The sequence below is a fragment of the Pseudoalteromonas sp. SiA1 genome (genome assembly GCF_018732205.1).
Lineage (GTDB): Bacteria > Pseudomonadota > Gammaproteobacteria > Enterobacterales > Alteromonadaceae > Pseudoalteromonas > Pseudoalteromonas tetraodonis.
Genome location: NZ_CP076084.1, coordinates 2,603,558 through 2,615,915 on the forward strand (window position 1 = coordinate 2,603,558; position 12,358 = coordinate 2,615,915).

The window sequence follows — 12,358 nt, forward strand, 5'->3', positions numbered from 1 at the left end:
TTGTTAATTGCTTGCTGTTTGGTCAGTCGTTTGATTTAGCGCACGGGTAGTGAGGGTAACGCGTCTATCAAAAAAGTTATCTTCAAGGGTGTTACTGCTTGCTATGCTTTGCTGCTCGCCAAATGCTTGTGCGCTTAAGCGTGTATGGCTAACCCCCTGTTTAATTAAGTAACTTTGTACGGCGTTTACTCTGGCTTTTGAAAGTAATAAGTTTGCTTGCTCTTCACCACGCTGATCGGCAAAGCCACTTAAATCAAGCGCGAGTTGCGGTTGGCTTTTTAATAACGCAACTAATTGATCAAGCTGCTTGGCAAAATGTGGAGCAATATCGCTAGAGCCTGTTTTAAATTGCACTGTCATCGCCAATAAATTATTAAGCTGTGATTGCGTTAGTTGCTCATTTTGCTGAGCCAGCAGCTCAAGTTGCGCTTCTAAGTGGCTGTTATGATTAAGAACATGTTGGTAGTCGTTGGTTTTCTCTGCCATAACTGTTAAAGCTTGTTGCTGCTCGGCAATAGTTTGCTCAGCCACCTTGGCATCGCCAATTAAGCCACCAGCAAATGCACCTACAAACGCGCCAATAGGCCCACCAACAACGCCACCGATAATGGCACCTGTGCTTAGGCCGACTATGGTTTCCTTTTTTGCTTCTTTCGATGGAGTATCCGCGGCAAAAGCAGGAGCGCAAAAAGTACTAACGAGTGTGAGTGCGATTAATGTTTTCTTCATGATTTATTCCTTACTATTGGTAATGGGTTGGCAAGCTATTGGTTGGCACTTGCGTTGTATCTGTAATTTCAATAGTTGTATTAAAACAGCATGAAGTGGCAACAAAGGGGATCAAAAATGGCAAACTGCTGAGCAATTGTGGCAAAAAAATGGCAATTGTGTTTTTAACCGTACTTAGCGCAAAAACTTCGCTATAGTGCGCCTAAGTCAATATGAGTAATTAATAAAAATGAAGAAAATAGCCATCATTGAAGATGAAACCGCAATCCGCGAAAACTACATAGAAATGCTGAGCGCTCAAGGCTATCAGGTGAGTGGTTATGAAAACCGCGCTCAAGCAGAAGCGGCCTTTAAAGAAGCGCTTCCCGATTTGGCCATTGTTGATATTGGTTTAGGCCATGAAATAGATGGCGGCTTTTTACTGTGCCAAACACTGCGTTCACTGTCTAAAACCTTACCGATTATTTTTTTAACCGCTCGCGACAGCGAAATAGACACCGTATGTGGCCTGCGCATGGGCGCCGACGACTACTTAACCAAAGATATTAGCTTAGCCCATTTAGCTGCGCGTATTGGCGCACTATTTCGCCGTATGGAAGCATTAGAGCAACCCGCCGATGCTAACGCATTAATAACTCGTGGCCAACTAACGCTCGATACGCAACGCATGCAGGTGCTTTGGCAACACCAGTTAGTTGATTTAACCGTGACTGAATTTTGGATGCTGCATTCACTCGCCCAGCGACCAGGGCACGTTAAAAGCCGTAACGATTTAATGAGTGATGCTAAAATTTATGTAGACGACAGCACCATTACCTCGCATGTAAAACGTATTCGTAAAAAGTTTATAGCACTCGATAGCCAGTTTGACTGTATAGATACCGTGTATGGCATGGGCTATAGGTGGGAGCAACCCACATGCTGAGATTTGGCCTACGCAGTAAATTTATCCTACTTTCGTGCTTTTTGTTTTTGTTGCCATGGCTTGGCTACGAATATGTATGGGAAATGGAAAAGTTTTTACGCCAAGGCCAAGAAAAAACGTTGGTAGGCACTACACGCGCACTGGCCACGGCCCTGCATGAACGCCCCGCTTTATTTGACGAACAAACCAACTTTTTAGATCAAGTTGTAAAAGGTCGCGATCTTTATGCTTATAATTTAAAAAGCCCGATTCAGCTCGATGGCAAACTCAACGACTGGGACGCTTATCAATCGCTGTTTTGGCTTTATGATAAACGCTACTTACAAACAGCCAATGATAACCATCAACTGAGCGACTTATCATTTAGCCACATGGTGGGTAAGTTTGATAATTACTTATATGCAGTCTTTAAAGTCACAGATGACACTGTAATTTACCGTGCTAAAAACAGCCTCAGCATTACCAATAATGACTATGTAAAAATTGGCCTAAAAAATCCTGATGGGCAATTTAATACTTATATTATTGCTCCGCGCCAAGATGGCTGGGTCAACGCATTTGATGCCAACAGTAAAATGCCTTTTACTAAAATTCAGGGCTTTTTTAAACAAACTGAAACAGGTTACAACCTTGAGCTGCGCTTTCCTTTGAGTATGCTTGGCAATAAACTGGGGTTTGCCATTGCCGATGTTGATAGTAAACAACCAAACCAAACACCTAATATCATGTCTACATCCAACTTAAATAACCCAAATGATTTAGGCTCAGTACTGGTGCCCTCCCCTGAAATAAACCGTATATTAAAAGGCATGGGCCACAGCGGCAGTCGCATTTGGGTGGTCGATAATCATCACCGCGTTTTAGCGCAATCGGGCAGTATTCAAAATGCCGATGGCGTATGGGCTGATGGGCTAAAAAATCAAGCGCCAAAAACCGCATGGCAACGCTTTGAACAAACCTATTTGCATCCTTTGTACTATAAAATTTTAACCCGTCCCGAAGATGAGTTTATAGACACCCTGCACGATGTCGCCTCAATGCAAGGGACTCATTTAGCCAAAGCACTGAAAGGCCAACCGGCCTCGTCTTGGCGACTCACCCCCGATAACAAAGCGGTAATATTATCGGCCGCGTATCCTATTTGGATTGAGGATAAAGTTATCGGTGCAGTTATAGCCGAAGAAACCACTAATGGCGTGCGCACACTGCGAAATAAATCGCTGGAAAAACTGTTTAATGTGATTTTAGCGGTCATGTTAATTGGCACAGTCACTTTGTTCTTTTTTGCCTCACGTATATCAAGTCGTATTAGGCGACTACGCGATACAGCAGAGCAAGCCATTGATGCACAAGGGCGGGTAACAGGCCATATAAATTACAGCGATGCCAATGACGAAATTGGCGATTTATCGCGTAGCTTTTCAAATATAGTGAGCCGCCTTGGAGGGTATACCGATTATTTAGAAAATATGTCGTCGCGCTTATCTCATGAGCTGCGCACGCCGGTTGCTGTTGTACGTTCATCACTTGAGAACTTACAAAGCTTGCAGCAAAGTGAACTGAGTCAAAAATATCTTGAGCGTGCCAGTGAAGGAGTTGAGCGTTTAGGGAAAATAATTACCACTATGAGTGAAGCGACCCGCCTTGAGCAAAGCATTCAAAGTAATGAGCCAGAGCCGTTTGATTTACAAAAAGTAATTAGTGGCTGTATGCAGGGCTACCAACTTACTTATCCTAACCAGTTATTTACACTCAACATTTGCCAAAGCACACTGCCAATGCAAGGTGCCCCTGAATTTATAGCGCAACTACTCGATAAGCTAATAAATAATGCCTTGGAATTTAGTGAAGCCAACACCGCGATTGAAGTCAGTCTGAAGCAAAGCGAAAACAAAGCAACATTAACGGTAAGTAATACAGGTACTTTGTTGCCTGAGGGGCTTACTGAACATATTTTTGATTCTATGGTATCGGTGCGCAGCCAGCAAATGCAGCAACAACCGCATTTAGGTTTAGGACTTTATATTGTCAGGCTGGTGTGTGATTACCACAAAGGCACAGTAACGGCGCACAATAATGAGCAAGGTAATGGTGTGGTGTTTACCGTGAACCTGCCTTTAAATAATTAAACAAAAAGCGGTTTAATTATAAACCGCTTTATTTTAAAGCTTTGCAGTTACAATTTAATTCACACTCAAGTGTAACGATTCACTTTTAATTCATTCGCTCAGTCTTAGTCTACTCACCTAGGAGGAGTCAAAATGAAAGAGTTACTAGAACCCGAAGAAATAGAGTTTATTCTCGATTTATATCGTCCTAATGCAGCCAATAACCATGCTCAACAGGGCGCGACTAAAAAGCCCAAGGTAAGTAATAAACAAGCCATGCAAGCTGAGGTTTTAGCTCGTAGTGCTTAACGACACAAACCTTACAAGTTAGCCATTAAGCTGTAAAAACGCTTTAATACAGTCTATTTCTGCCTGCTTGACCGTTTCGCCTATTTCGGGGCCTTTTTTACCGCTTTTAAGTGCATGTTGCACAATTTGTTTTTTATCCATTTTTTGTAGTTCGTTGTGAATAGCACGTAATTTAGCGGCTTGTGGATAAGGCTTATCTACCAGCGTTTCGCCTCGTCCTTGTGCATCACACTGACATGCTTGAGTAAAGGCAATAAAACGCTCTGGATGCACTAGCGCATTTAAATTAGTGACGATTAATTTATGAATAGTTTGCGGTCTTAACTGTTCAAGCGTGTGGCAAAGTGTATGGTTATCACTGGTAAGCACACCGATATCACGAAAGCGATTAGGTACTTTTAAACGTTCACAAAAGGCCTCAACCACCGCAACCCCTTCACGTTCATGGCCGCGTAAATTCCCCTGTTTTTTGTAACTGAGCGCTTTACCAAAATCATGAGTTAAAGCAGCAAAACGCGTTTCTAAATTAAAGTTTAAATCGGCTGCTCGCCTAAGGACTAACATAGTATGGGCGAACACATCGCCCTCGGGATGATGATTTGCAGGCTGCGGAGTGTTTTTCATCTGTTCTATTTCAGGAAAAATACCTAACCCATCTAATGCTTGAAAATAAAGCTCTGGGTGTTTTTCACCAAGCGCTTTTTCTGTTTCAAGCCATACTCGCTCTGGCACTAAATGTTCCAGCTCGCCTTTATTTTTAAGCTCCTGCATTAATGCAGTAGTACTTGGATGAATAGACCATTCACTGCCATAACGGGCTAAAAAACGGGCAATACGTAATACCCGAACCGGGTCTTCTACAAATGCGTGTGTGGTGTGGCGCAGCACTTTATTTTTTAAATCATCTTGACCATTAAAAGGGTCAATAATAGTGCCGTTTTCGTCAAGTGCCATAGAGTTTATGGTTAAATCTCGGCGTGCTAAGTCTTCTTCAAGGGTTACGTTTGGGCTCGCATCCACCACGAAGCCGGTATAACCTTTACCACTTTTACGCTCAGTGCGCCCTAGTGCATATTCTTCTTTAGTGTGTGGGTGTAAGTAAACGGGAAAATCACTGCCAATGGGTAAAAACCCAAGCGCTTCCATTGTCTCTGGCGTTTCACCAATAACAACGTAATCGTTATCTTTTGATTGTATGTTTAGCAGTTTATCTCGCACTGCCCCGCCAACTAGGTAAACTTGCTTTAAGCTTTGTTGCACTTTATCCCCAACCACTACTTTTAAGGTTTTCTTTGATGTTAATCATACCTAATCGCAATTTAAAAATCAGTGTTGTTTGCCAAGCTTTAGTAAGCTCATTACAATAGTGCATTATTTTTTATACCTCAACTCACCTTAACTAATGAAAAAACACTCAGCAAAAAAAGAACTTAGGTTACTGCCCATCCTTTTGATCGTTATTATTATGTGTGTTGCGGGGCATTTTTTGCTGCAAGCTAATTTTCAAGACAGTCATTTGGTTGAGTATTTGTTAGCTGCGATTCCATTTGCTATGTTTGGCTTAGTGATAGTGGCCTTTAAAATGGCAGCTAAAAGTGAACAACAAGAAAGTGATGAGTAAATAAGTTACTGATAGTTTTTTTCTGCTTTAGTGACTTTATATAAATAGCGTCTTGATTCCACTCGAGAGTGCTTAGTGGTGAGAATGTTATAAAACTGGCTTGAAGTAAGCTGATTTATTTGTGAAAACGCCACACTTCTATTTTTATTAAATATACGCAATACATTACCCGCCCCACCGTTATAAGACGAGATCATGGCAAAGTGCTTACTTTTATCAGTATTAATTTTATGTAAGTAATTATTTTTTAAAATACTTAGATACGCGCTGCCAATATCAATATTATGTTTTGGATTAAACAACACTGCTTTGGTTGGCTGCCCGGGTACTTTTTTAATTTTTTGATACACATCCCGCCCTGCAGTTGCGGGGATCACTTGCATTAATCCATATGCGTTTGATGAGCTCACCGCATGTGGATTAAAGCTACTTTCGGTTTCAATAATGGCATAAATAAGCGCTGCCGATATTTGATATTTTTTTGCAGCCGCCAGCACATAATCACTGTACTTTTGTTTTCTTAAATGGGCATTTTGCTCGACTAAATCAAAACTAACTGACGAAATAACATGTCCATATTGTCGTTGCTTTTTTAAGTTATTATTTACTAAATAACGCGCAAATCGATTAGCACGCCAAGAGTATTTTATTGGTAACTTATCTTGGTCGAGTACTTGTTGATATAAAAACGGTTCGCCTTCTAATATGGGGGCTTCGCTGGTAAAAATATCGGTTTTATCGGGGTCGCTGGAGGTCAGTAGGGTCATAACAATGGCCTGCTGTAACAAGCTTATTGTATTTTTTAACGCGATGGTTTCTACTTTTACAGTGCCTTGCTCAAAATCAATAATGGCACGAGCTTGGTAATCATTACTGTATTTGACGTATTTTTTTGCACTAGGCTGTTGCGTATTTTGCTTACCCCACTTGCGCCCAACAACGCTTTCTAATGCAGCTAAAAGCTGTTTTACGCTACCAACCTGTGCTTTAATAGAGCGGTGTGTTTTTTGTGCTTGCTTGTGAATTGCAACCACATTAGTCGGGTCGTTTTTTACTTGCTTTACCAGTTTATTTAAATCAACAACGGGCGGTAAACCCGACAGTGATTTACAGCCACTTAAGCCAACTAGCAAAAGTATAAACGCATACTTTTTCACACAATATCCAAACAAATGCTTAGCAACTATAATACATGATAACCGAACCAGTCCGGTTTAATTGGTTGCGCTTGGCCGCTTGGGGTTAGCTTAATATTAAGCTGACTATCGAGTAAATCAATCGCAAAGCAGTCATCAACATCATATAAATCATCTTTATGAAGATGACTCAGCCCTGCTAATAAGTCATTTTTAGCGCGTTGTTTCGCTTCTTCACTACTACTGGCAACATACAAAGCAAAGTCGTGTTGCTCTGCCATTGAGTCGCTTCTGTAAGCACCTAAGTTAACAAAATAAAGTTGCTTATTTTGCTCTACATAACTATCAACCACCTCGATTTTATAACCATCAATATGATTAACCGCCATGTAGCTATCCATGTGTACACTGTTTTTATCACCCACCCATTGGCTTTTTAGTTTGGTATAGGTTTGCTCAATATTTTGGCCTACCACAAAACGTACGTCGTGCATTTCTATGTGACAACCTTGAATGCGTCCACCTAAATACACCATGAATAACTGCATGCTCACTTCCTTTTAAAAACCAAATTAAATTAAACTATCTACGTCAATCTCATGCTTTTTAATCAACTTATAAAAATCAGAACGATTACGCTTGGCAAGTTTGGCGCCTTCTGCCACATTGCCCCCTGCCATTTTCAGGGTATTAATTACATAGTCTCGTTCAAATTCTTTTTTAGCTTCATTAAGTGATAATGGCTCAACGTTGCTTTCATTACTGTTTAGGGCACTAAGCACTAAATGTTCAGATATAACCTCACTAGGAGTCAACGCAACCACTTGCTCCACTACATTTTGTAATTGACGTATATTACCTGGCCAATCATACCTTACTAGGGCATGCATGGCATCGTTTGCAAAGCGCTTTTCTTTTTGCTCCATACGCTTTGCGATGTTGGCACTAAAAAAGTTGGCTAATAAGCTAATATCTTCACGGCGTTCACACAGCGGGGGCAGCTTTAAGTTTACGACGTTTAACCGGTAGTATAAATCTTCTCTAAACTGTTGATTACTAATCGCTTCAGGCAGGTTTTTGTGGGTTGCAGACACAATTCGCACATTAATAGGAATTTCTTCTTGAAAGCCCACTGGGCGAATGGTTTTTTCTTGCAGCACACGCAACAACTTAACTTGTAAATTAAGCGGCATATCACCAATTTCGTCTAAAAATAAGGTACCGCCTTGCGCTTGCTGAAATAGGCCTTGATGATCTTTTACAGCTCCTGTAAATGCCCCTTTTTTGTGACCAAATAGCTCTGATTCTAATAGCTCACCAGGCACGGCCCCACAGTTTATTGCCACAAATGGACCATCACTAACATGGCTATGCTGATGAATCGCCTGCGCAAGCAACTCTTTACCGGTACCGCTGGCACCAGAAATAAGCACGTTAACTTGTGTAGGCCCTAATAGTTTCACTTGCTCCAGCAAATGCAGCATAGCGCCACTGCGGGTGACAATATTACTTTGCGGGGCGACTTCATCATTATTAACCCCATGTATCTCAATGGCTTTAGCTAGGCTGTCAAACAGCTCATCTTTATCAACGGGTTTTGTGATAAAGGCAAAAATACCTTGCTTGGTGGCCTCTACCGCATCAGGGATAGATCCATGAGCCGTCATCATAATAACAGGCAACGCAGGGTAGCGGTTTTGCAACTGTCGGTGAAGCGCCATGCCGTCCATTTCATCCATTCTTAAATCGGTGATCACCGCATCAAACACTTGGTTTTTAAGTAGTTGTAATGCGTTCATACCACTATCACAGGTCGTTACTTCATAACCCTTTGATTGAATTCGAATCGCCAGTAATTGCAGCAAGCTGGCATCATCATCAACGAGTAAAACTTTAGCACTTGATGGAAGTGTGACTGACATAGTTACTGCTCCTTGGTTTCTTCACGTAATAAAAGTTGCTGTTCAATTGCGGCTAATGACGACAAGGTTTTTTGCATTTTGACGTTCAATGCTTGCTGTTGTTTTTTTGCATCTATTTGCATTAATACCTGCTGTTTTTGCAGCCATAAATAGTGCTTTATATCATCGGGCCAATAGTATGCCTGATCCAGCTTAAGTAATTGACTCATCACAGTATTGGGGTCACTACTAAGCTTTAAACATGCTTTACTAAAAAACGCTTTCAGTGCTTGCTCCCCTAAGTAGGCTTCATTGCTAGGCGCTAATTTAAAACCACCGCACTGATTGGCATGCCAAGCAATAACTAGCGCTGCAGAGGGATATATTGGCTCTGATTTTGGCCGAGGTTTGGGATTTGGCTGATTCGTTTTGCTATCTGGCTGAGAGGGTACATTTAATGCTGATTCACCCTGTGTTTGAGTGTTTGTTATTTCACACCCAGATAAAAAAACAAGACTGCTGGTTAGCCATACAATAGCCATTAAACGCGCAGACATATTATTTAACTCCTTTATTTTTATAGGGAATGACAATGTTAAATCGACAGCCTTGCGGCTCATTATGCTCAATTTTTAGTTGCCCATGTAACTGTTCAACTGACTCTTTGACTATAGTAAGGCCTAAACCACTGCCTTGTAAGCTAATCTCTTTGGTATGTTTACCTTGATAAAACGCCCCAAAAACATGTTCTCTTTCATGCTCTTTAATGCCACAGCCCTCATCTGCTACCTGCATATTTAGGCCGTTATTTTCTAGACTCAAGCTAATAGTAACGACTTGGTTTGGCTGAGAAAACTTTAAGCCATTGGAAATTAACTGAATTAAAATCATTTCAATTAACTCCCGTGGCAAACTAAGAGAAATATTAGGTAAACTATTGTGCCAAATAAGCGATTGTTCTCGCGCATTTAAGCGATGCTCAAAGTGGTTATTTACCTTTTTTATTAGCTGATTAAATTCCACTTCACTGACGTTGTCTTTACTGGTGCGAATGGCGTTATAACTCAATAAACTGTCTATCATAGTACGTAGCCTCACCATCGATTGACTGATCAGCCCAAGTACCGCTTTTTGCTCGTTATTGATGGGGCCAACGATTTCATCGGCTAGTAATTCAGTGCCCTCAACCATAGAAGCCAAAGGGGTTTTTAATTCGTGAGTAACGTGGCGTAAAAATGTATCTTTTTGTTGTTCTAACATATGCAGCTGCGCTTGCACCCACTGCAACTTATTACCTAACTCTATGAGTTCAGCTGATCCCTGCACCGATATTTTTTGCTGCCAATCTCCTTGGCCTAATTTATCAATCACTGAGGTTAAGCTTTTTAAGCGCCCGCTTATGCGCCACAAAAAACCGCCGCCAACAAGCAGCGTTAAAGGCGTAAGTGCAATCAACCAGTTTATAAAGGAAGCTTGTAAATTTGTGAGCTTAATTTGGTTTTGAGTGATTTTGGCTTCATTTTCCTCACGCAACCACAATGTTAGCTCCGCTAATATTTCGCTGATTGGCACAAATAACTCAGCTTGTTGACGCGCTTCAACCACAAGTTGAGTATGCGCCGTTTGCAAAGTATCCGTTAGCCGTTGCCATTGGTGTGTATTTGCTTGGTTATTTGAAAGCTGTTTTAGCTCATTGATGTTTTGTAATGATGATTGCCATTTATCTACGATTAGCTTATCGAGTGAGTCGCTCTTTAATACCCAATTTTGTCTTGTTGCCCTTTCTAAACTATTAAGCTCTTGCTTAAGCACATTAAACGACTTAGTTACTTGGTAATTATTACTCACAATTTGCTGAGTGACCGCTAATTGCTTATTTAATACATTTAAAAACACAATAACTACTATAGATAAGGGCAACAGCGACAACAGCATGCTCATTACAAATTGGCCAATTAAATTGGGGCGCCAATTTATCAATGCTTTATATTTTTCAGCCATGACTGCGGGCATACAAAAGTCCTTTACTATTTTTAAACGTTCTATTATTAAGCGCTCAACTTATACACTCGCTGAACCATCAAGGATAAAAACCCTGCTGTCTCTAAATAGCGACAAGTTAAGCAATTGATTTAAAAAATTTTAAACGCTTATAACTGCAAAATTGTTGCATAAAACACACAGTTACTTGTAAAAATTACGCACCAACCATCACAAAAAAAACATAACTCACTGATTATTAATAAAAATAAATATTGGCATCATTTTTGTTACGAGAACATTAATATTAATCTAAAAAGAGCCAAGGAATGTTCAAAAACAATTTACAGAACGCTGCACTTATCGGTTTGTGCCTAACCAGTACTCATTTGTTCGCCCTTGATGTAGATGCTGAATTTAATCGTTTAGACAAAGACAGTAATGGCACATTGAGTGAAGCTGAAGCAGGTGAAGATGCTTTATTACATGAGAACTTTGCACAGATAGACACCGATGAAAACGGGCTCATATCTCTAAACGAATTTAAGCTGTTTATAAAATAAAGGAGTACATTCATGAAACAACTAATTGGTGCTTTTTCGCTCCTATTTTTAGCTATTAGTGCCACCGCACTGGCATCGCCATTAAATGTACGTTTTATGCATTTAGATAAAAATATGGATGACCAAATATCGCTTGTTGAGGCAAAGCAAGATAAACAATTACTTAAGCAGTTTGCCGATTTAGACAAAGATAATAACGAGATGATTTCTAAAAAAGAATTCCAAAACTTTAAACCTTAAGTTTAGATTCAAGTTTAATCTATTAGTATAGAGTTAAAAGCACTTGCCATAATCCCTGAGGGAGTGTGTAAACGGATTTAATGTTGGGATTTAAATTATGGCAAGTGCTTTATTTCATTACTGCCAGCAATTAAAATATGCCTTGGAACGCCAACCATGAAAATACAGCTTCTCCTTATTGGTGCTTTACTATTTGTTAGCCATAGTGCATGTGCACTTGATGTAAAGCAACGCTTTGAACATCTAGACACCAACAACGACGGGTATTTAACCCATAGCGAGCTTGCTGCTCAGCCTCAGCTATTAAACTCATTTTCAAATTGGGATGAAAATCAAGACAACAGAATTTCTTTAACTGAGTTTAAAAACTATCTAACCACCAATTTGTACTGAGTATTTAGATGAAACCTATCCGCCATATTATTTTACTAACGCTTACTGTTGTTAGCTGCATGAGCTTTGCGACAAATAGCTATATTGCCTCAGAATTTGAAAAACTTGACCGTAATCAAGATGGTTTTTTAACTCGTTCGGAAACTGCCAGTGATCCTGCTTTATGGTCACGCTTTGGCAGCTACGACCGTGACAAAGACGCACAATTGTCATTAAGCGAATATAGTTTGTACGCCAGTAAATAAATAGCTCCCTCAAATAAAGCCTAGTTAATTAGGCTTTATTTGAGAAGATTAAACAAATTCTTTCCTGTTAACACGCAACCTATCCTACCCTGAATTTGCTTGCTCTAGCTAAAAGCTGGGCTTATTCGACTATTAATAAATTATGCTATTGGTATTCTAAATTTGAGTTTGCTACTGTGATAGTACAAATAATAACAACATACCTTTT

Annotated in this window: 15 protein-coding genes; 8 read left to right on the forward strand and 7 right to left on the reverse strand. The window is 40.2% G+C overall.

Annotation, left to right across the window (positions count from 1 at the left end):
• Positions 1 to 3: 3 nt before the first annotated feature.
• Positions 4 to 729, reverse strand: coding sequence for a sortase-associated OmpA-like protein PdsO (gene pdsO / locus KK487_RS12105; RefSeq protein ID WP_213608941.1), 726 nt, complete (start codon positions 727 to 729; stop codon positions 4 to 6).
• 229 nt (positions 730 to 958) lie between these two features.
• Between pdsO and pdsR the strand changes: the two genes are divergently transcribed.
• From pdsR to KK487_RS12120, 3 genes are all read left to right on the forward strand, one after another.
• Positions 959 to 1,654, forward strand: coding sequence for a proteobacterial dedicated sortase system response regulator (gene pdsR / locus KK487_RS12110; RefSeq protein ID WP_215521799.1), 696 nt, complete (start codon positions 959 to 961; stop codon positions 1,652 to 1,654).
• Positions 1,648 to 3,783: a proteobacterial dedicated sortase system histidine kinase gene (gene pdsS / locus KK487_RS12115; RefSeq protein WP_215521800.1), complete on the forward strand. Its 2,136-nt coding sequence runs from the start codon at positions 1,648 to 1,650 to the stop codon at positions 3,781 to 3,783. Before pdsR ends, pdsS begins: the two co-directional genes overlap by 7 nt.
• A 132-nt stretch (positions 3,784 to 3,915) precedes the next feature.
• On the forward strand, positions 3,916 to 4,071 hold the full coding sequence (locus tag KK487_RS12120; RefSeq protein ID WP_175416153.1) for a hypothetical protein: 156 nt from the start codon (positions 3,916 to 3,918) through the stop codon (positions 4,069 to 4,071).
• Between the two features lie 18 nt (positions 4,072 to 4,089).
• On the opposite strand, the gene KK487_RS12125 is transcribed toward KK487_RS12120, so the two are convergent.
• Positions 4,090 to 5,331: a multifunctional CCA addition/repair protein gene (locus tag KK487_RS12125; RefSeq protein ID WP_215521801.1), complete on the reverse strand. Its 1,242-nt coding sequence runs from the start codon at positions 5,329 to 5,331 to the stop codon at positions 4,090 to 4,092.
• A 142-nt stretch (positions 5,332 to 5,473) separates the two neighbouring features.
• Between KK487_RS12125 and KK487_RS12130 the strand changes: the two genes are divergently transcribed.
• Entirely contained in the window at positions 5,474 to 5,692 is a 219-nt protein-coding gene (locus KK487_RS12130; protein WP_024602373.1) for a hypothetical protein, read from the forward strand.
• Positions 5,693 to 5,697: 5 nt separating this feature from the next.
• Here the strand turns inward: KK487_RS12130 and KK487_RS12135 are convergent, their stop codons facing one another.
• The 5 genes from KK487_RS12135 to KK487_RS12155 are packed head-to-tail and all read right to left on the reverse strand — an operon-like array spanning position 5,698 to position 10,742.
• Entirely contained in the window at positions 5,698 to 6,849 is a 1,152-nt protein-coding gene (locus tag KK487_RS12135) for a murein transglycosylase domain-containing protein (protein WP_215521802.1), read from the reverse strand.
• Between the two features lie 26 nt (positions 6,850 to 6,875).
• Entirely contained in the window at positions 6,876 to 7,376 is a 501-nt protein-coding gene (locus tag KK487_RS12140; protein ID WP_024602371.1) for a DUF1543 domain-containing protein, read from the reverse strand.
• Between the two features lie 24 nt (positions 7,377 to 7,400).
• Positions 7,401 to 8,750 (reverse strand): sigma 54-interacting transcriptional regulator, encoded by a 1,350-nt coding sequence (locus tag KK487_RS12145; RefSeq protein WP_013465725.1) that lies wholly within the window; start codon positions 8,748 to 8,750, stop codon positions 7,401 to 7,403.
• A gap of 2 nt (positions 8,751 to 8,752) precedes the next feature.
• Entirely contained in the window at positions 8,753 to 9,286 is a 534-nt protein-coding gene (locus tag KK487_RS12150; protein ID WP_128583342.1) for a hypothetical protein, read from the reverse strand.
• Between the two features lies 1 nt (position 9,287).
• Positions 9,288 to 10,742, reverse strand: coding sequence for a HAMP domain-containing sensor histidine kinase (locus KK487_RS12155; protein ID WP_128583341.1), 1,455 nt, complete (start codon positions 10,740 to 10,742; stop codon positions 9,288 to 9,290).
• Between the two features lie 296 nt (positions 10,743 to 11,038).
• Between KK487_RS12155 and KK487_RS12160 the strand changes: the two genes are divergently transcribed.
• The 4 genes from KK487_RS12160 (at position 11,039) to KK487_RS12175 (ending at position 12,150) form a co-directional block, all read left to right on the forward strand.
• Positions 11,039 to 11,272, forward strand: coding sequence for an EF-hand domain-containing protein (locus tag KK487_RS12160; RefSeq protein WP_013465728.1), 234 nt, complete (start codon positions 11,039 to 11,041; stop codon positions 11,270 to 11,272).
• 12 nt (positions 11,273 to 11,284) lie between these two features.
• Positions 11,285 to 11,512 carry a hypothetical protein gene (locus KK487_RS12165; RefSeq protein ID WP_024602367.1) on the forward strand — a complete coding sequence of 76 codons (228 nt, stop codon included), beginning with the start codon at positions 11,285 to 11,287 and terminating at the stop codon, positions 11,510 to 11,512.
• A gap of 156 nt (positions 11,513 to 11,668) precedes the next feature.
• The gene (locus tag KK487_RS12170; RefSeq protein WP_016900452.1) at positions 11,669 to 11,905 is read left to right on the forward strand and encodes an EF-hand domain-containing protein; all 237 of its coding nucleotides are present in this window, start codon (positions 11,669 to 11,671) and stop codon (positions 11,903 to 11,905) included.
• Between the two features lie 8 nt (positions 11,906 to 11,913).
• A complete protein-coding gene (locus tag KK487_RS12175; protein WP_016900453.1) occupies positions 11,914 to 12,150 on the forward strand; it encodes an EF-hand domain-containing protein in 237 nt (78 codons plus the stop codon).
• The last annotated feature ends 208 nt before the right edge of the window (positions 12,151 to 12,358 follow it).

Coding starts and splice junctions, on each gene's coding strand:
- KK487_RS12160 (WP_013465728.1), top strand. CDS start 11,039: ATGTTCAAAAACAATTTACAGAACGCTGCACTTATCGGTTTGTGCCTA.
- KK487_RS12130 (WP_024602373.1), top strand. CDS start 5,474: ATGAAAAAACACTCAGCAAAAAAAGAACTTAGGTTACTGCCCATCCTT.
- pdsS (WP_215521800.1), top strand. CDS start 1,648: ATGCTGAGATTTGGCCTACGCAGTAAATTTATCCTACTTTCGTGCTTT.
- pdsO (WP_213608941.1), bottom strand. CDS start 729: ATGAAGAAAACATTAATCGCACTCACACTCGTTAGTACTTTTTGCGCT.
- KK487_RS12140 (WP_024602371.1), bottom strand. CDS start 7,376: ATGCAGTTATTCATGGTGTATTTAGGTGGACGCATTCAAGGTTGTCAC.
- KK487_RS12150 (WP_128583342.1), bottom strand. CDS start 9,286: ATGTCTGCGCGTTTAATGGCTATTGTATGGCTAACCAGCAGTCTTGTT.
- KK487_RS12145 (WP_013465725.1), bottom strand. CDS start 8,750: ATGTCAGTCACACTTCCATCAAGTGCTAAAGTTTTACTCGTTGATGAT.
- pdsR (WP_215521799.1), top strand. CDS start 959: ATGAAGAAAATAGCCATCATTGAAGATGAAACCGCAATCCGCGAAAAC.
- KK487_RS12155 (WP_128583341.1), bottom strand. CDS start 10,742: ATGCCCGCAGTCATGGCTGAAAAATATAAAGCATTGATAAATTGGCGC.
- KK487_RS12170 (WP_016900452.1), top strand. CDS start 11,669: ATGAAAATACAGCTTCTCCTTATTGGTGCTTTACTATTTGTTAGCCAT.
- KK487_RS12120 (WP_175416153.1), top strand. CDS start 3,916: ATGAAAGAGTTACTAGAACCCGAAGAAATAGAGTTTATTCTCGATTTA.
- KK487_RS12175 (WP_016900453.1), top strand. CDS start 11,914: ATGAAACCTATCCGCCATATTATTTTACTAACGCTTACTGTTGTTAGC.
- KK487_RS12165 (WP_024602367.1), top strand. CDS start 11,285: ATGAAACAACTAATTGGTGCTTTTTCGCTCCTATTTTTAGCTATTAGT.